This is a genomic window from Pedobacter sp. AW31-3R (assembly GCF_052180285.1).
In the GTDB taxonomy this organism is placed as follows: domain Bacteria; phylum Bacteroidota; class Bacteroidia; order Sphingobacteriales; family Sphingobacteriaceae; genus Pedobacter.
In genome coordinates, this window is the sequence record NZ_CP197475.1 from 609,701 (window position 1) to 630,053 (window position 20,353).

The following is a 20,353-nucleotide window of genomic DNA, read 5'->3' on the forward strand; positions in this document are numbered from 1 at the left end:
CCATGACTAAAATTCTAATTATTTATACTGGCGGTACGATCGGTATGGTCAATGATCCGGTTACAGGGGCATTAATCCCATTCGACTTTAAACAGATCCAACAGAATGTGCCGGAACTTGCCCGTTTAAATTATGATCTCGATGTACATTCCTTCGATCCTATCCTGGATTCTTCCAATATGAATCCGGAGATCTGGGCAGAACTGGCGGCTATTATTTCCAATCAGTATGACGTTTATGATGGGTTTGTCATTCTTCATGGTTCGGACACGATGTCATTTACTGCTTCCGCATTGAGCTTCATGCTGAAGAACTTAAGTAAACCGGTTGTTCTTACCGGATCTCAGCTGCCTATAGGAGAAATCAGGACGGATGCAAAAGAAAACCTGATTACTGCACTTGAAATTGCAGCGACAAAAATTAACGGGCAGGCAATGATTCCGGAAGTATGTATTTATTTTGATTACCAGTTATTCCGTGGAAACCGCTCCATAAAATATAATTCTGAAAAGTTTGAGGCTTTCAGATCGCCGAATTATCCGATCCTGGCAGAGGCAGGGGTGACACTCTCTTTTTATAGCAACTATATCCAGCAGCATCCCTCTGAACCATTGGTGCTGGAATCTGTATTCAATACCAATATCGGCGTGTTGAAATTGTATCCCGGGATCAATATCAATACCGTTCAGGCCATCACCAGGTCTTCTGTGCAGGCAATTGTGATGGAAACATTTGGCTCAGGCAATACGACTACAGCACAATGGTTTACCGATAGCTTAGAGGAAGCTATACATGCAGGAAAACTGATTGTAGATATCTCCCAATGCCAGCGTGGGGCAGTAGAACTGGGAAAATATGAAACGAGTAAAAAACTGCAGCAGATGGGAGTGATTAGTGGTTTTGACATGACTTTTGAAGCGACGATCACTAAACTGATGTATCTGATGGGCCAGGATCTCTCTTACCAGCAAATTGCGGCACTTATGGAACAATCTCTCCGCGGAGAATTGACGGTATAGGTAAAACTTCTGTAATATGGGTCTTTATATGCTTCAGTTAGTGTATAATTAGCTTATTTTTGGGATTATGTCAATTGCCGGCCAGCATTTGTAAAAAATGCTGATAAAATTGAAACGAATATGAAGATAGAACAAATTTATACAGGTTGTCTTGCTGAAGCAGCTTATTACATAGAAAGCAATGGTGAAGCTGCGATTGTTGATCCTTTAAGGGAGGTACAACCCTATTTAAAAAAGGCCAGACTGGCTGGCGCAACCATCAAATATATTTTTGAGACGCATTTTCATGCTGATTTTGTTTCCGGCCATATCGACCTTGCCCAGCAATCCGGAGCCACCATTATTTATGGCCCCACGGCACAGACGAATTTCCCTTCGCATATTGCAAGGGACGGAGAGATCTTTACAGTTGGTGAGCTGACGATTAAAGTATTGCATACACCGGGACATACGCCGGAATCAGCGACCTTTTTACTGAACGATAAGGAGGGTAAGCCTTATTGTATTTTCACGGGTGATACTTTATTTATTGGCGATGTGGGCAGGCCGGATCTTGTGCAAAAGGGTGATCTCACGATGGAAGATATGGCAGGGTCTTTATATGATTCTTTGCATACCAAAATATTGGTACTGCCAGATGATGTCCTGGTTTATCCGGCGCATGGTGCAGGCTCTGCCTGTGGCAAAAATATGAGCAAAGAAACTTTTGACACACTCGGACATCAGAAGGAAGTCAATTATGCATTGAAAGCCGGCAGTCGCGAGGAATTTATTATACAGGTTACTGACGGGATTTTACCGCCGCCACAATATTTTGCTAAGAATGCAGCCATCAATAAAAATGGGTATGAAAGTTTTGCAGAAGTAAAAGAAAAGGGATTGGTTCCACTCGATCCTGAAGCCTTTGAACTTGCAGCCAACCAAACCGGAGCTTTGGTATTGGATACAAGAGATCCTCAGGTATTTGCGCAGGGATTTATACCCTCCTCTATTAATATTGGACTGAGCGGCCAGTTTGCCCCATGGGTAGGCGCTCTGGTTACCGACCTGGAACAGCCCCTGCTACTGGTTGTGGAGGAAGGAAAAGCCGAGGAAGCGATCACACGTTTGGCAAGAGTGGGATACGACCAGACGATTGGTTACCTGGAGGGAGGAATTGCCGCATGGACAGCGGCGAATAAAGAAACAGATACAGTAAGTTCAATTTCAGCATCCGACTTTGAAGATATCTTTGCAGCCAATCCTGCGATTCAGGTGCTGGACGTAAGAAAACCGGGGGAGTATGATGCTGGTCATCTGGACATGAGTATCCCTCGTCCTTTAGATTATATCAATGACTGGACGAATGAGATTCATCCTGGCGATACGTATTATATTCATTGTGCCGGTGGTTACCGGTCTATGGTTGCTGCTTCGATATTGAAAGCCCGCGGAGCAGATCAGGTTATCGATATTGCCGGCGGTTATGCAGCAATAAAATCTACCGGATTACCGCGTACAGATAATTCCTGTGCATCAAAAACCCTAAAGGACTAAATGTTAATGGAAGAATTAGATGTATTGATTATAGGGGCTGGGCCTATTGGTCTGGCTTGCGGCATAGAGGCTAGAAAAGCGGGCCTCCATTATCTTATTATTGATAAGGGGGCATTGGTCAACAGCCTTTACAATTATCCGGTATTCATGACATTCTTCTCCACTTCCCAGAAATTGGAAATTGGTGGGGTTCCTTTTGTCAGCATTAGCCCTAAACCTAACAGGAATGAGGCCGTGGAATATTATCGTCGTGTGGCGGAGAAATTTGAATTGAATATTCATCTTTTTGAGCAGGTATTGGGTGTAAATAAGATTGAAGAGGAGAAGTTTGAAGTGACCACATCCAAAAGGACATACAAGGCTAAAAATGTAATTATTTCTACTGGTTTTTATGATGTTCCCCTGCTCCTGAATGTTCCGGGTGAAGACCTGCCTAAAGTTACCCATTACTATAAAGATCCGCATTTATATGCCTTTCAGCATGTTGTAGTAATTGGAGCGAATAACTCTGGTATCGATGCTGCACTGGAAACTTACCGTAAGGGAGCAAAAGTCACCCTGGTGATCCGTGGCAATGAATTAGGTCCCAATGTGAAATACTGGGTTCGTCCGGATATCGAAAACAGGATCAAAGAGGGAGAGATCAAGGCCCTGTTTAATTCTGAAGTGCTGTTGATAGAAAACGACACCGTAACCATACGTACACCGGAAGGAGTCATTACCCTGCAGAATGATTTTGTGCTGGCCATGACCGGCTATAAGCCGGATTTTGACATGCTCAAAAAGCTGGGCGTGGAGATGACAAACCATCTTTCCAATATCCCAGTATACCATCCAGAAACTATGGAAACAAATCAGCCGGGATTATACCTTGCTGGTGTAGTCTGCGGTGGAATGGATACCCATAAATGGTTCATAGAGAATTCGAGAGTCCATGCTGAACAGATTTTTAAGCACATAGCCACAAAGATTTAGCATAAAAATTTAACTTTTTATTAAAGCTTGCTTTTAGTCGAATTTAATTAAGTTTGCAACATAATTTCAAACCTGAATGCCAGGAATAAATCAAATCAAGAAACCCATAGCCACGGAGATTGCAGTCTTCGAACAGAAATTCAAAGACTCAATGCATAGTGATGCACCATTACTGGATCGTATCACGCACTACATTGTTAAAAGAAAAGGCAAGCAAATCAGGCCGATGTTCGTGTTTTTTGCCGCCAAACTTTGTGGTGGAATTATTGAATCAACCCACCGTGGAGCCGCTTTGGTAGAACTCCTGCACACAGCAACACTTGTTCATGATGATGTTGTGGACAATGCTTATGAGCGTAGGGGATTTTTCTCGATCAATGCCCTATGGAAAAATAAAATCGCTGTTCTTGTAGGGGACTATCTGCTGGCAAAAGGCTTGCTGCTTTCTGTAAATAATGATGAGTTTCATTTGTTGAAAATCGTCTCTGAAGCGGTGAAACAAATGAGCGAGGGGGAATTGTTACAGATTGAAAAAGTGAGACGAATGGATATTGGCGAAGAATTGTATTTCAACGTCATCCGTCAGAAGACCGCTTCTCTTATCGCTTCGTGTTGTGCCTGTGGGGCGGCATCGGCAGGTGCTGATGCAGAAACAGTAGAAAAAATGCGTTTATTCGGTGAGAAGGTCGGAATCGCTTTTCAGATCAAAGATGATACTTTTGATTTCGGCACTGATGATGTGGGTAAACCCCTGGGAATTGATATCAAAGAAAAGAAAGTAACCCTGCCATTGATTTATGCTTTGAACCGGGCTGATAAGGCTGAAAAGAAGAAAATCATTAATCTCGTGAAAAACCACAATGACGAGCCTGCCAAAATACAGCAGATCATCGATTTTGTAAACGAGAAAGAAGGTGTTCATTATGCTAATCAGAAAATGGCGCAATATCAGCAGGAAGCATTTGATATTCTTTATACTTTTGAGGAATGTGAAGCACGTACAGGACTGGAACAACTGGTCAGATATACCACTGAACGTAAGAAATAGGAACACATTTCTTTTTTCTGCTGGTTGTATATAATAATAATTATTATTTTGATCAAAAATAGATAATTATGAAGGTTTTACTGGCTGCTTTTTTTTGTGTTTTGGTACTTTCTGCTCAGGCTCAGCAGGATTATGATCTTCCCTTCAGGGCAATCAATAAGGATGTCCAGCAAAATTCGAAAGCTTACAGTACCTTAAAAACCGCTACAGAAACCATTGGTCACCGTTTAACGGGGTCTTCAAACGGTGCTAAAGCGGAAGAGTATGCCTTCAACCTGTTAAAATCTTACGGATATACGGTCCGCTATCAACCCTTTGAAGTAGAGAGCTGGAGCCGTCTGACGAATGAAACCAAAGTTGGTGATACGAAAAATACCCTTCAAAGAATTACTTCTGTTACCCTTGCCCATTCTCCGGTAAAAGCGTCGGTAAGGGCTGAATTGATTGATCTTGGCAATGGGCTGGAAGAAGATTATATCAGGGATGCTGGTCAGGTAAAGGGTAAAATCGCGCTGGTTTATCTGGGTGTTTTGCCCGGATCTCCGGATGGTACACCTACTTTACATCGTTCTGAAAAAGCTTCGATCGCAACGCAGTACGGGGCAAAAGGGATCATCATCATTAATCAGGTCAGAGGGGGCGTACTGCTCACAGGCACGGCTTCCGTTACCGGGAAGCTTATTCCTATCCCGGCGGTGTGTATAGGTTTTGAGAATGGAATGCGCATTAAGGATTTGCTGAAATCCGGTACACAATATGCCAGTTTAAACATGACTAATTTTTCGGGGATGATTAAGGCAAGAAATGTAATTGCCAGCTTGAAGGGGAATTCTGTCCCTTTAGAGAAAATCGTTGTTGGAGGACATCTTGATAGCTGGGATCTGGCCACTGGAGCCATAGACAATGGGATTGGATCCTTTTCTGTGATGGATATTGCCAGGTGTTTTAAAGCCTTACAGCTGAAGACGGCCAGAACAGTTGAATTTGTACTTTTTATGGGTGAAGAGCAAGGTTTACTGGGTTCTAAGGCTTATATAAGCGCAGCGGACAAGGATCATCAGCTTGACCAGCTGAAATTCATGCTGAATTATGACATGACAAATGATCCGAAAGGATTTTCAACCAGCCGCAGGGAAATGGAAAGTTTATTCAAAAACTGGGGTAACCAGATTTCCAGGATAGATACAGGGTTCAGGAATATTTTTTATGCAGGTGCAGGCTTGCATAGCGATCACCAGCCATTCCTGTTGCAGGGAATTCCTGTGGGCGGGGGAACAGGCGGGAAATTGCCGAACAACTCCGGACAATTCTATCATTCAGATGGAGACAATTTTAAGCTGGTTGATGAACAGCAACTGAAAAATACGGTAAGGTACAGTGCAATGCTCACTTATGCACTTGCCAATAGTCCGGAAATTCCTGTTTCCCGTCAGTCTGAAGAAGAACTCAGGTTATTTTTACAGGAAAACAATCTGCAAACCCCGCTCAAAATTGCCGGGGAATGGAGATGGAAGGAATAGTTTTTACACTCTCCAAAGAGGTATGATACCTTTTTGCGGTGTACAATAATCCGGTGCTTCAGTTTATTTATGTTCGTGTACAGTAATATTTCTCAGCTTTCCTCTATATTTACTGCCAAATCATAATTGCTTTTGCAAAATGCGTAACATCAATATAAAGGAACTGGCCAAATCGCTGAACTTATCTACTTCAACTGTTTCAAGGGCTTTCCGGGAGAGTAGTGATATCAACAAGGAGACGAAGGATAAAATATTGGCAGCGGCAAAGGAATTAAATTATCAGCCTAACCATTATGCGAGTAACCTTCGGGAGCAGCGCAGCAAGACCATTGCAGTAATTGTGCCTGAACTGGGAAACAATTTTTTCTCTCAGGCGATACATGGTATTGAGCGTATTGCCAGGGACAAAGGTTACCATATCCTGATTTATTCTACGGATGATGATTATGATAAGGAAGTGGCTTTCATCAGGCATTTGCACAATGGCCGTGCTGATGGGATTATCATGTCTGTTTCGGGGGAGGCAAATGACCACAATTACCTGAATGAATTTAGCCAGCGGTTGCCATTGGTATTTTTTGACCGGGTTTATGAAGATATCATTACCCCGCGTGTCATCACGAATGACTACGACAGTAGTTTTGCGGCGGCCCAGCATTTAATTAAACAAGGCTGTAAACGTATCGCTTACCTGGTGGTCAACAAAAATTTATCTATTGGTAAAACGAGGATGCAGGGATACCTTGACGCATTGGAGAAATACCATATTCCCTATGATGATCAGCTTGTTGTGGACTGCACAAACAGCTACAGTAAGAACAGCGTGATCCTGAAGGAAATGTTTAAGAACCTCCAGCCTGACGGAGTTTTTACCTCTGTTGAACGTTTGGCTTTTGCTACGTATTATGCCTGTTATGACCTGAACATTTCCATTCCCCAGCAGGTGAAAGTAATTGGTTTTTCCAGTCTGCAGATTGCTACTTTACTTAACCCTTCGCTGACAACGATTACCCAGCCTTCCACTAAAATCGGAACCGAAGCGGCGTTGCTTTTATTCAAGATGCTGGAGCATCCGGATACCACGAACAGGAGTGAAAAAATCGTGCTTGATTCCAAATTAATCAAGCGGAATTCGACGGCAAAATAAGACGATATCAAAGCTTAAAAACACCTCAATTTGAGCCCCTTTTTCAGGGGCTTTTTTTTCAAAAAATCTGAAGAGTTTCAAAAAATCTGACGTTTTTCAGAATTTCTGTCTTCAGATTTTTCTGTTTTTTGCTCAAAATACCGGGAACGTTCCCGGTATCGTTCCCGTTTAGGATGAAGAAATAGGCTTAGTGTAAAAAAAACACTTTGGTGATTTTTGTTTATGAAATAAATATCAGAATTTCAGTTAGTTGTAGTGATTTATTTTCCGTTTTATAAATTTTTTGTGATGAAAATATGTGAAAATAATTGTGTTTTATAGATAGAAAATATTGTCTAAAAATTTATTTTGACATAAAATTTTGAAATATAAACGCGGATAGTAAATTTACCATACGTGTGATACACACTATATTTTATCCAAATATATAACCAAAAAAGAGTCTTAAATATGAGAGCATTTTACGTGATGAGGTCTTGTCTCCTGTTGTTTTTAACACTGGCAGGCCTCGCAGTTCAGGCACAAACCGGCACCATCTCCGGTAAAATTATTGATGAGACCGGACTAGGCCTTCCAGGTGCTTCGGTAGTCATTAAAGGTACAACCAGAAGTTCAAGCACAGATGTAAATGGAAACTATAAAATTGCTGCCGTAGCGAATGGCACTGTTACTTTAACAGCGAGCTATATCGGTTATAGATCTACAGATCTGGTGGTAACAGTAAATGGTAATACTGTCGCTAATTTTGATTTGAAACCAGATGCGCAGAACCTGAATGAGGTAGTTGTAATCGGTTATGGTACTGCCCAGAAAAAAGAGCTTACCGGTTCCATTACTACTGTTTCTTCCAAAGATTTTCAGAAAGGTAACATTACTTCACCAGAGCAGTTGATTGCAGGTAAGGTTGCAGGGGTATCTATTACGCCAAATGGCGGTCAGCCAGGAGCAGGAAGTACGATCCGTGTAAGGGGAGGAGCTTCGCTGAATGCCAGTAATGATCCTTTGATCGTTATTGACGGTATTCCTTTCAGTGGGAATACGATCTCCGGTTCTGCAAATCCTTTAAGTCTGGTAAATCCGAATGATATCGAAACCTTTACCGTATTGAAAGATGCGAATGCAACAGCTATTTATGGTTCCAGAGCATCAAATGGTGTGATTCTGATCACTACGAAAAAGGGTGCTTCAGGAGAACCTAAAATCGATTTTAGTACAGTGAATTCTTTGGGTGTTGTCGCCAAAAAAGTAGATGTTTTAACTGGAGATCAGGTTCGCGCATACGTAAATGCTAATGGTAATGCTGCGCAGAAAGCATTGTTGGGAACTGCAAATACTGACTGGCAAGATGTGATCTATCAAAATGCTTTTACAACAGATAATAACTTAAGTATTGGCGGAAGTTTCAAAAATGTTCCTTACCGTATCTCGGCGGGATATCTTGACCAGAGTGGATTATTGTTAACAGACAAATTAGAAAGAGCATCTGGCGGAATTACACTTAATCCGACGTTCTTTGATAAACACCTGAAAGTAGATTTAAATTTGAAAGGTACCTTAAGCGAGTCAAAATTTGCTAACCAGGATGCTGTCGGTGCTGCTATTCAATTTGATCCTACGCAATCAATTTATGCTGATAATCAATATGGTGGTTATTTCGAGTGGGTAACCAACAATCAATTAAATCCAAATGCACCAAGAAACCCGCTTGGATTAATTGAACTCAATGATAACAGAGCTAAAGTTGCAAGGAGTTATGGTAATTTAAGATTGGATTATTCTTTCCACTTCTTACCTGAATTACATGCAAATGCAAACGTAGGTTATGATATTTCCAGGGGATTTGGTAATACCAATATTCCGCTCAATTCAGGACAAGGTTTCGCTAATTCCGGAGAAAATTCCCGTTACGAAGCCTATCAGAACAATAAACTGGTAGAATTTTACCTGAACTACACTAAGGATTTAAAAGGTATAAACAGTAATATTAATGCGACTGCAGGTTACGGTTTCTATGACAATGCAACAACCACTAATAATTTCACGAAATATAATGCTGCCGGTGGGGTGATTACTACTCCGGTATTTCCTTTTGATGTTCAGCAGAACCGATTACTGTCTTACTACGGACGTGTAGTCTATACTTTAGCAAACAAATACATCTTATCTGGTACGATGCGTGCGGATGGATCATCAAAATTTGCTGAGGAAGGCAGATGGGGTTATTTCCCTTCAGTTGGTTTAACCTGGAGAGCTATTGATGAATCTTTCCTTAAAGATAGTAAAGTGCTGTCGGATCTGAAATTACGCCTGAGTTACGGTATCACGGGGCAGCAGGACGGAAACTTAATTGGCAATTATAGCTATATGGCAAATTATGCCAATAGTAGCAATGAGTCTCAATATTATATCGGTAATCAGTACTATCATTTCTATACTCCTCTGGCCTATGATAAAGATTTGAAATGGGAAACTTCTGAAACTTATAATGCCGGTATTGATTATGGATTCTTTGGCGGTAGAGTTAATGGTAGTGTAGATGTTTATTACAAAAAAACAAAAGACCTGTTAAGTAAAGTGCCAATAGCTGTAGGAACAAACTTCACAAATATTCTTTTGACCAATGTAGGTAACATGGAGAATAAAGGTATTGAAGCGAATATCAATGTTGCAGTTATTAAAAGCGATGATTTAAACTGGGATATGGGTTTCAATGTTACTTATAATAAAAATAAAGTAACGAATCTATCCCTGAATCCAGATCCAAGTTTCAAAGTTGGAGCTGAAAATGGAGGAATTACAGGAGCAACAGGTACGACCTTACAGTGGAATTCAGTTGGTATAAATCCTTCCTCATTCTATGTACATAAACAAATATACACTGAAGAAGGAGCTCCTATTCAGGGACTTTATGAGGATTTGAATAATGATGGTATTGTAAACGATCAGGATAGATATTTTTATAAATCTCCTGCTCCAAAAGTAATCATGGGCTTTACTACTTCATTAAACTATAAAAAATGGACTTTAAGTACCGTATTGCGTGCGAATTTAGGGAACTATGTTTATGACAATGTTTCATCTAACTTTGGGGTGAGCAGAAATATCCTGAGCCCAAGCGGATTGATTAATAATGCCACGACTACCTTCTTTGACACCAATTTCTCAAACAATCAATATCTGAGCGATTATTATGTACGTAATGCTTCATTCCTGAAAATGGATAATGCTGGTCTTGCTTACGATTTTGGACGCCTGTCGCCAAACAGAACCACAACATTACGTGTAAGTGCTAACGTTCAGAATGTATTTGTGATTTCTGATTACAACGGTATTGATCCAGAGATCAGCAATGGTATTGATTATAAGTTTTATCCTAGACCAAGAACATATAGTTTAGGTGTTAATGTTGGGTTTTAATAAATTATAAATTACAGAAAGAGATGAAAAATCTATTTAAAATATTCATAACAAGTGCCATTGCCATGGCTACTTTCTCGTCTTGTAAAAAAGACCTGAATTTATCGCCTACAAATGACCTTACAGCTGATGTCGTTTACTCTACCCCGGCTGGATATAAACAAGTGTTAACAAAGATATATGGTAGTTTTGCTACTGTAGGAAGAGGTGGTGCCGGCGATAATGGTGACTTAGGAGGAATTGATGCGGGAGCTTCAGATTTTATCCGTTTATACTGGAATGTTCAGGAGCTTACTTCGGATGAAGCACTTTGCGTATGGAATGATCCAGGCCTGTATGACCTGAATTATATGACATTCACTTCTGATAATATCCTTTTGCAGGCTGTGTATACCAGAAGTCTGTATCAGATTACAGTAGCCAATGAATTTCTTCGTGAAAGTACTCCGGAAAAAGTGTCTGCACGTAATATCACAGGTAATGATGCTGCTGATATTGCTAAATATAGGGCTGAAGCCAGATTTTTACGTGCCTACCAGTACTGGGTATTGATGGATATGTTTGGTAATCCTCCATTTATTACCGAGAATGATCTGATTGGGAAAGTAGCCCCAAAACAAATAACCCGGACTGATTTATTTAATTATGTAGAATCTGAATTGTTAGCTATAGAGCCAGAGTTGAATACCACAAATGAATATGGCAGAATCACCAGAGGTGCTGCAGATATGTTGTTATCACGGTTGTATCTGAATGCTTCTGTTTATACAGGTACTGCTAAAAATAGCGAAGCAATTACTTATGCAAGTAAGGTTATTGCTGGTGGTTATTCCTTATTACCTAAGTATACTCACCTGTTCCTTGCCGATAACAATGAGAACAATACTGAAATGATTCTGGGAATCAATTATGATGGGAATTTCACACAGAATTATGGTGGGACAACGTTTCTTGTCAATGCGTCTATCAATGCTGATATGAAACCTGCTGACTTTGGAGTTCCAAGTGGTGGATGGGGTGGTATACGTTCACGTTCTACTTTATCATCTATCTTTACCAATGCAGCAGATTCAAGAGCATTGTTTTATGCCGGTAAAGCTGCAAATGATGATGTAGCAGTATTCACTGATGGACTTGCAGTCACAAAATTCAGAAATAAGACTAAAGATGGGGTTACACCAACAACAGCAGGTGGTACTTTCTGTTCTATAGATTTTCCATTGTTCCGTTTACCTGAGGCTTACCTGAATTATGCAGAAGCAGTCCTTCGTGGAGGAAATGGTGGAACAACAGCGCAGGCGATTGAATATGTGAATAAACTGCGTGAGCGTGCCTATGGCAATACTTCTGGGAATGTAGTATCACTTACTCTGGATGATATCTTATCTGAAAGAGCAAAGGAATTTTACTGGGAAGGTTACAGGCGTACAGATTTAATACGTTATGGTAAATTCACAGATGGTTCATATTTATGGCCATTTAAGGGGGGGATTAAAGCAGGTCGTGCAGTGGCGGCAACTCGCAATATTTTCCCATTGCCTGCATCTGATTTGATTGCAAATACGAATTTGACTCAAAATCCTGGTTATTAACAAGAAATTATAATTGATATGAAATCAATATTCATCAAAACAATGGCATATAGTATGTTTGTACTATTGTTCATTTCCTGTAAGAAGGATGAAAAACAAACTATCGCTAAAGAGGGAACTAAACCAACATTAACGGCTACAGCCAGTAGTCTGGTACTTACAGAGGCTGACTCTTTAAAAGCTGCTTTGTCTTTTTCTTCCACAACATCATCCTTCGGATACGATAATAATATTGTATCCTATGCCCTGCAGGTAGACACTGCCGGTAATAACTTTGCTGCACCACAGGAAGTCTCTTTAGAAGGAGCGTTAACCAAGGCATTTATTGTAAAGGACTTTAATGCCGTAGTGAATCAGTTAAAACTAAGGGCGGGTGCAGAAGGAACAGTCGAAGTAAGAATTAAAGCCAGCATCAGTAATAATTTTACTCCTGCCTATTCAAATGTGCTGAGCATCTCGGTAATCCCTTACCTGGTGGATATTGTTTATCCTTCATTATATGTTCCTGGTTCTTACCAGGGATGGGCACCGGCTACAGCTGCAAGGGTTTCTTCAGTACCTGATAATGGAGTTTATGAAGGCTATATCAATATGCCGGATGCAAAGACAGAATTTAAGTTTACACCAGCACCTTCCTGGGATGCCAGTTATGGCAGTGGTTCGGCTCCAGGTATTCTAGATCTGGGTGGTGGAGGTAACATCACTATCAATGAGCCAGGTTATTATCTGGTAAAAGCGAATGTAAATGCTAAAACGTATTCGTTAACAAAAACTACATGGGCTGTGATCGGTGATGCTACAGGTTCAGCTTCAACTGAAACAGCAATGACTTTCAGCGCGGCTACTAAACTGTGGACAGTAACCAAAGTACTGTCTGCCGGTACATTTAAATTCAGGGCGAACGGAACTGATGCGATCAACTTCGGCAACAACCTTGTTCCGGATGGTAAAGTGAAATATGATGGGGTAGCTATTCCTGTTACTGAAGCAGGTACCTATACCATTACGCTGAACTTAAGCAGTCCTGGTAACTACAAATTTATCTTAGCAAAACAATAAACACACCATATGCCCTGACATTCGTGTCAGGGCTTTTTTTTCTTAATTTTAAAACAGAACCTCTCAAGACTGATCCTCAATTGACAAATCATTACCGCACATCCGGAGAATTTCTTAAATCCGGAAATTGCAGATTATGGTTGACTAAAACATAATTAAACTATTAAAAATGAAGAAGCTGTTTGTTATTTTCCTTGTCCTTTTCTCTGTAAATGTATGGGCACAGTCTAAATTCGACCATGTACAACCTATGTTCTGGTGGGTTGGAATGAACAATCCTAAATTACAGGTGATGGTTCATGGAAAAGATATTTCAGCTTATGCCGTACAACTGGAATACCCGGGAGTTAAACTTGCTGCGGTGAACAAAGTTGAAAATCCGAATTACCTATTTATTGATCTTGAAATCGCTGCCGATACCAAAGCCGGCAAATTCCCGATTACATTTACTGTAAAAGGAAAGAAAAAATTGACCTATACCTATGAACTGAAAAACAGGGATAAATCTCCTTCCCGTATTCAGGGGGTAACAGATAAGGACGTAATTTACTTCCTGATGCCAGACCGTTTTTCAAACGGCGACAAATCAAATGATGTGGTTAAAGGTATGGAACAGACTACACTTAACCGTGATTCGATGTATTACCGTCACGGAGGTGATATCCAGGGAGTGATGAACCATTTTGATTACTTTAAGGAAATGGGAATCACGACCATCTGGATGACACCGGAAATTGAAAATGATGAGCCACATGCTTCTTATCATGGATATTCTGCAACCGATCATTACAAAATTGATCCGCGTTTCGGTACCAATGAACTGTATAAAACCTACGTGGAAAAAGCACATGCCAATGGACTGAAAGTGATCAAAGACATTGTACATAACCACATGGGTGTCCATAACTGGATCTATAAAGATATGCCAATGAAAGACTGGGTAAACCAATGGCCGGTCTTCACACAAACAAGTTACCGTGATGAACCTATGATGGATCCCCATACGTCTATAGCAGACCGTAAAAAGACTGTTGACGGCTGGTTCGTCGCCACTATGCCCGATTATAACGAAAGAAATATATATGTACAGAATTTCATCACCCAGAATCATATCTGGTGGATTGAATATGCCGGTATTGATGGGCTCAGATTAGATACCTATGCTTATAATGATCCTGAATATATGGCCGACTGGGCAAAAAAGGTGAAGGCTGAGTTTCCGACACTGACCATCTTTGGTGAAACCCTGGTGAATTCAGTTCCTGCACAAGCTTTCTTTACGCAAGGAAATACAGTAAACAGGGGGCTTGATACACAATTGCCGGGTATTACCGACAATGTGCTTAAAGGTGCTGTTTATGAAGCACTGAATGGTAAAAATGAATGGGTAGATGGTTTGTTCAGGTTATATAATATATTATCTCAGGATTTCCTTTACCAGGACCCTTCAAGAAACGTAATCTTCTGGGATAACCATGACATGAGCCGATTCTACTCGGTAGTGAATGAAGATTTCAGCAAATACAAATCAGGAATGGCTTTATTGTATACCATGCGTGGAATTCCTCAATTGTATTATGGTACTGAAATCCTGATGAAAAACTTTTCTAATCCTGATGGTTTAGTCCGTTCAGACTTCCCTGGCGGATGGCCGGGAGATAAGATAAACAAGTTTACCGCTGCGGGTCGTACACCGCAGGAGAATGAAGCATTTAACCTGGTGGCTAAGCTGGGCAATTACAGGAAAAATAGTCCTGCTTTGCAATCCGGAAAGATGACACAATATGTGCCTGAAAATGGAATGTATGTTTACTTCCGAACTGACCTGTCTGGCAAAAGCAAAACGGTGATGGTAATTCTGAACAATGAGGATAAAGTGAAAACTTTAGAAACTGCACGATTTGCGGAATCAATAAAAAGTGCATCTTCGTTGGTCAACATCATCACTGGTGAAAAAACAGATGATATAAAAACTATAAATGTTCCGGCGAAAACAACACTGGTACTAGAACTTAATTAATATGAAACATACAACTATCGCCTGCATATTTGATCTTGACGGAGTTTTGGTAGATACTGCAGTTTACCATTATCAGGCCTGGAAAAAACTGGCCAACTCTTTAGGTTTTGATTTTAGTCATGCCCAGAATGAACAGCTAAAAGGCGTAAACCGTATGCGTTCACTGGATATGATCCTGAACTGGGGTGGAATTGCAAAAAGTGATGCTGAAAAGGAAGAACTCGCTACCTTAAAAAATACCTGGTATGTAGACATGATCAATAAAATGTCTGCTTCGGAAGTATTGCCGGGATCTGCAGCATTGCTACAGCAGTTAAAAGCACAGGGAATCAAAATTGCCTTGGGGTCAGCAAGTAAAAACTCTGGGCTAATCCTCGAGCGGACTAACCTCACTCATTTCTTTGATGCCATTGTTGATGGTAATTCTGTGACCAGTTCAAAACCTGATCCGGAAGTATTTCTTAAAGGAGCAGAGTTGTTATCCACTCCCCCGGAAAACTGTATTGTTTTTGAAGATGCATCAGCAGGAGTACAGGCTGCACTCGCTGCCAATATGTCGGTCGTTGGTGTGGGGGAAGCAGAAAACCTTCCTGGGACTGATTTGATTATTAAAGATCTTTCCGGTGTAACCGTAGAAGAATTAATTGCATTGATCGAAGAAAAATAGCGAAAATATACTGATGAAACCATTATGATTCTCAACGCTATGCAGTAGCACTAAATAGAATCATAATCTCTTCATAACCTATAAAAGGAAATATATACTGATGAAACCATTATGATTCTCAACGCTACGCAGTAGCACTAAATAGAATCATAATCTCTTCATAACCTATAAAAGAAAATATATACTGATGAAACCATTATGATTCTCAACGCTACGCAGTAGCACTAAATAGAATCATAATCTCTTCATAACCTATAAAAGAAAATATATACTGATGAAAAACTATATTCAAGCAGAAGAATGGAATATCATTGAGGAAGGGTTTGATCCTCATTTAAATAAAATATCAGAGAGTATCTTTAGTCTTGGTAACGGCCGTATGGGGCAGCGTGCTAATTTTGAAGAAACCTATACAGGTGAATCATTACAGGGAAATTATGTTGCAGGGGTATATTATCCGGATAAGACCCGTGTAGGATGGTGGAAAAATGGCTATCCTGAATACTTTGCAAAAGTATTAAATGCAGCGAACTGGATGGGCCTTGAGCTTAAACTGGACGGTGAAATGGTCGACCTTAGTTTATGTACAGTAAGCGGATTTAAACGTATACTGAATATGAAAGAAGGTTACCTGGAGCGGACATTTACTGCAGAGCTGGCATCGGGCAAACAGATCAGCGTAGCGGCTAAAAGATTTTTTAGTATCGCCAATGACGAGGTGGCAGCTTTGCATTACCAGTTTGTTGCACTTAATTTCTCCGGTAAACTTGAAGTGGTTTCTTTTGTTGACGGGGATGTGAAAAACCAGGATTCCAACTATGATGAGAAATTCTGGGATGAGGTAAGCAGAAGCCAAGATGAAAATGGTTCGTATTTAACCATGCGTACCAAAAAGACCGCATTTGATGTGGTTACTGGTTTAAAGACAGTGATTTTAAATCATGGGGAACCAGTCGCCTTATCAGCTGAAAGTACAGTTAAGGACAAATACCTGGCGGAGAAGGTAACTTTTGAGGTTAGGGCTGATGCTGCAGTGGATATTTATAAGTTTGCAACAAACCTTTCCTCACAGAATTACGCTGCTGCTGAACTGCTGGAACAAGCCATTAAAGTAGTGAGTGCCGCGGCTGCTAAAGGATTCGATCAGTTATTAACTGAACAGGCAGAAGCATGGGCCACCAAATGGGAGGAAGGAGATATCATTATTGAAGGTGATGTTGCCGCCCAGCAGGCCATCCGTTTTAATATCTTCCAGTTAAATCAGACTTATACAGGTAAAGATGCCCGTTTAAATATTGGCCCGAAAGGTTTCACTGGTGAAAAATACGGAGGTTCTACCTATTGGGATACGGAAGCCTATTGCATTCCTTTCTACTTATCTACTGCTCCGCAGGAAGTTTCCAGAAATCTGCTGGTATACCGTTATAAACATTTAGAGAAAGCGATAGAAAATGCACAAAAGTTGGGCTTCGATAAAGGTGCTGCGCTGTACCCTATGGTGACCATGAACGGGGAGGAATGTCATAACGAATGGGAGATCACCTTCGAGGAAATCCATAGAAATGGTGCCATTGCATTTGCAATTTTCAATTACATCAGATATACAGGTGACAGTAGCTATCTGAAAGAATTCGGGCTGGAGGTACTGATTGGTATTGCCAGGTTCTGGAAACAGCGTGTGAACTGGAGTATCGACCGTGAGCAGTATGTCATGTTGGGCGTAACGGGGCCAAATGAGTACGAAAACAACATCAATAATAATTGGTACACCAGTACCCTGGCAAAATGGTGTTTACAATATACTATTGAAGCTGCAGCTATCGTAAAAGCAGAAGATGCTGAGCAGTATGCCGCAATTGTAGCCAAAACATCCTTAAAAGAGGAAGAAGAATTTGCTGAATGGACTGATGTGGCTGAAAACATTTATTTGCCATATGACGAAAAACTGGGTGTTTTCCTTCAGCAGGATGGATATCTCGACAAAGAACAGATCCTGGTGAGCGACCTGCCTGCAACTTCACGTCCCTTAAACCAGAAATGGAGCTGGGACAGGATATTAAGATCATGTTTCATCAAACAGGCCGATGTTCTTCAGGGAATGTACTTCTTCGAAGATGACTATGACATGGAATCGTTGCGCAGGAATTTTGATTTCTATGAATCACGTACGGTACATGAAAGCTCCTTATCACCATGTGTCCACAGTATCCTCGCCGCAAAACTGAACGATGGTAAACGCGCCTATGAGTTTTACCTGCGTACTTCACGTTTAGATCTTGACGATTATAATAACGATACCGAAGATGGTTTACATATCACTTCAATGGCCGGTACCTGGATGAGTATTGTAGAAGGATTTGCGGGAATGCGGGTAAGGGATAACAAACTTTCGTTTACACCATTTCTTCCTGAAGAGTGGAGTGCTTTCTCTTTTAACATCGGATTCAGGGGTGTACAGCTGAAAGTTAAAATCAATAAAGAAGAGATCAGTATTTCGAATAATACAAAAGAAGTGCTTGACATTAATATCTTTAGTAAATCTTACGATGTACCCGAAGGTGAAACCATAATCTCTTATAAAGGAATACTGGTATGATAAATCTTCGCTGGAATTTTATCGTACTCATTTTATTAAGTTCAGGATTTATGAATGATGCTTCAGCACAGAAAAACAAAAAAATAATGATTTATCAGCTATTGCCAAGATTATTTGGCAATAAGCTGCATAACAATATTCCTTATGGGACGATTGAGCAGAATGGCAGTGGCAAGTTCGCCGACATTAATGAGAAAGCACTGGATGGGATCAAGGAATTGGGAACGACGTATGTCTGGTATACAGGTGTGATTGCGCATGGTACCCTAACGCCTTATGATAAAGAAGGCCTGCCGGCAAACAATGCAAATGTGGTTAAAGGCAGGGCAGGATCACCATATGCAGTAAGAGATTACTATGATGTAGATCCTGACCTGGCCATAAACGTCGGAGACCGTATGGCAGAGTTTGAAGCACTGGTGAAAAGGACACATCAGAAAGACCTGAAAGTTATTATTGACTTTATTCCGAATCATGTGGCGCGCCAGTACCGTTCTTTGGCTAAGCCTGCAGGAGTAAAAGATTTTGGTGAAGGTGACGATCAGTTGCTTTCTTTCAGTGCAGCCAATGATTATTATTATATTCCGGGTAAAACGTTGATTCCCCCATCACCAAAATCGGATGTGCAAACACCATTAGCTGGTTTAATGCAGCAGAAGTATACAGAATCTCCTGCTAAAGCCACCGGAAACAATGTATTTTCAGAAAAACCTTCAATCGATGACTGGTATGAAACCATCAAACTGAATTATGGAATGGATGTGCAGCATCATTCAGCCAAACATTTTTCTCCGCGACCAGAGTTATGGAATAAAATGCGCGATATTCTCGTATTCTGGACAGGTAAAGGTGTAGACGGTTTCCGTTGTGACATGGCCGAAATGGTTCCATTGGAATTCTGGGCATGGGTTATTCCGGAACTGAAAAAAGTGAACCCTGACCTTATATTCATTGGGGAAGCATATGATCCGACTACTTATAAATCTTTTCTTACCACTGGTAAATTTGATTATTTGTATGACAAAGTGGGTCTATATGACGGGCTGAAGAGGTTAATCCGTAGTGAAGACCATGCTGATGTGAATGATATCAGAAAAGTATGGCAGGTGGAGAGTGCCGGATTTGGTGATCGGATGCTACGGTTCCTCGAAAACCATGATGAGGAGCGCATTGCTTCAGCGGGTTTTGTCGGAAAAGCAGAGCTCGCATTACCGGCAATGGTGGTCACCGCAACCCTTTCCGGAGGCCCTGTGATGACTTATTTTGGTCAGGAAGTAGGAGAACCTGCACGTGGTGCTGAAGGATTTGGCGGGGAAGATAACAGAACGTCCTTATTTGATTACTGGGGAATTCCGGAACACCAGAAATGGATGAATGATGGTGCCTGGGATGGCGGAAGGTTAGGTCCTGAGCAAAAGGAACTGCGTAACTACTATGTGAGGTTACTCCAGTTTGCAGGTACAGCTGAAGCTGTTGCCAAAGGTCAGTTATGGGAAATTCCGGTAGGCGGCAATATGAACAAGAGGATGTATGGTTATGTTCGCTATACCGCAAACCAGCGGCTACTCATCCTGGTCAATTTCGACCGACATTACAGAATGGAAAGTCAGGTGCAGATTCCACAGGAAATACTAAAAAATAGAAAAATAACTAACGTTGTGGACAAGTTGTCCGATCTCAAACTAAATGATATTAAAGAAAATACAATACCAGTATGGGTATTGCCAATGAGTGCGCAGATCCTCGAATTTTAGCAC

At 40.9% G+C, this 20,353-nt stretch carries 13 protein-coding genes; all 13 read left to right on the forward strand.

The window, feature by feature from the left end:
- Positions 1-2 precede the first annotated feature (2 nt).
- Positions 3-1,019 carry an asparaginase gene (locus ACSBL2_RS02510; RefSeq protein WP_442590110.1) on the forward strand — a complete coding sequence of 339 codons (1,017 nt, stop codon included), beginning with the start codon at positions 3-5 and terminating at the stop codon, positions 1,017-1,019.
- Between the two features lie 120 nt (positions 1,020-1,139).
- On the forward strand, positions 1,140-2,555 hold the full coding sequence (locus ACSBL2_RS02515; protein WP_442590111.1) for an MBL fold metallo-hydrolase: 1,416 nt from the start codon (positions 1,140-1,142) through the stop codon (positions 2,553-2,555).
- A gap of 6 nt (positions 2,556-2,561) precedes the next feature.
- Positions 2,562-3,530, forward strand: a complete 969-nt coding sequence (locus ACSBL2_RS02520) for a YpdA family putative bacillithiol disulfide reductase (RefSeq protein ID WP_442590112.1) — start codon at positions 2,562-2,564, stop codon at positions 3,528-3,530.
- Positions 3,531-3,606: 76 nt separating this feature from the next.
- Positions 3,607-4,578 (forward strand): polyprenyl synthetase family protein, encoded by a 972-nt coding sequence (locus tag ACSBL2_RS02525; protein ID WP_442590113.1) that lies wholly within the window; start codon positions 3,607-3,609, stop codon positions 4,576-4,578.
- A 68-nt stretch (positions 4,579-4,646) separates the two neighbouring features.
- Entirely contained in the window at positions 4,647-6,098 is a 1,452-nt protein-coding gene (locus tag ACSBL2_RS02530) for a M28 family peptidase (protein WP_442590114.1), read from the forward strand.
- A 139-nt stretch (positions 6,099-6,237) separates the two neighbouring features.
- The gene (locus ACSBL2_RS02535; RefSeq protein ID WP_442590115.1) at positions 6,238-7,245 is read left to right on the forward strand and encodes a LacI family DNA-binding transcriptional regulator; all 1,008 of its coding nucleotides are present in this window, start codon (positions 6,238-6,240) and stop codon (positions 7,243-7,245) included.
- 450 nt (positions 7,246-7,695) lie between these two features.
- Positions 7,696-10,662: a SusC/RagA family TonB-linked outer membrane protein gene (locus ACSBL2_RS02540; protein WP_442590116.1), complete on the forward strand. Its 2,967-nt coding sequence runs from the start codon at positions 7,696-7,698 to the stop codon at positions 10,660-10,662.
- Between the two features lie 23 nt (positions 10,663-10,685).
- The gene (locus tag ACSBL2_RS02545; protein WP_442590117.1) at positions 10,686-12,254 is read left to right on the forward strand and encodes a RagB/SusD family nutrient uptake outer membrane protein; all 1,569 of its coding nucleotides are present in this window, start codon (positions 10,686-10,688) and stop codon (positions 12,252-12,254) included.
- 18 nt (positions 12,255-12,272) lie between these two features.
- Positions 12,273-13,313 carry a SusE domain-containing protein gene (locus ACSBL2_RS02550; RefSeq protein WP_442590118.1) on the forward strand — a complete coding sequence of 347 codons (1,041 nt, stop codon included), beginning with the start codon at positions 12,273-12,275 and terminating at the stop codon, positions 13,311-13,313.
- Positions 13,314-13,482: 169 nt separating this feature from the next.
- Positions 13,483-15,333, forward strand: a complete 1,851-nt coding sequence (locus ACSBL2_RS02555) for a glycoside hydrolase family 13 protein (protein WP_442590119.1) — start codon at positions 13,483-13,485, stop codon at positions 15,331-15,333.
- A gap of 1 nt (position 15,334) precedes the next feature.
- Positions 15,335-16,000 (forward strand): beta-phosphoglucomutase, encoded by a 666-nt coding sequence (pgmB, locus tag ACSBL2_RS02560; protein ID WP_442590120.1) that lies wholly within the window; start codon positions 15,335-15,337, stop codon positions 15,998-16,000.
- A gap of 274 nt (positions 16,001-16,274) precedes the next feature.
- On the forward strand, positions 16,275-18,596 hold the full coding sequence (locus ACSBL2_RS02565) for a glycoside hydrolase family 65 protein (protein WP_442590121.1): 2,322 nt from the start codon (positions 16,275-16,277) through the stop codon (positions 18,594-18,596).
- Between the two features lie 86 nt (positions 18,597-18,682).
- Positions 18,683-20,350: an alpha-amylase family protein gene (locus ACSBL2_RS02570; protein ID WP_442590122.1), complete on the forward strand. Its 1,668-nt coding sequence runs from the start codon at positions 18,683-18,685 to the stop codon at positions 20,348-20,350.
- Positions 20,351-20,353 lie beyond the last annotated feature (3 nt).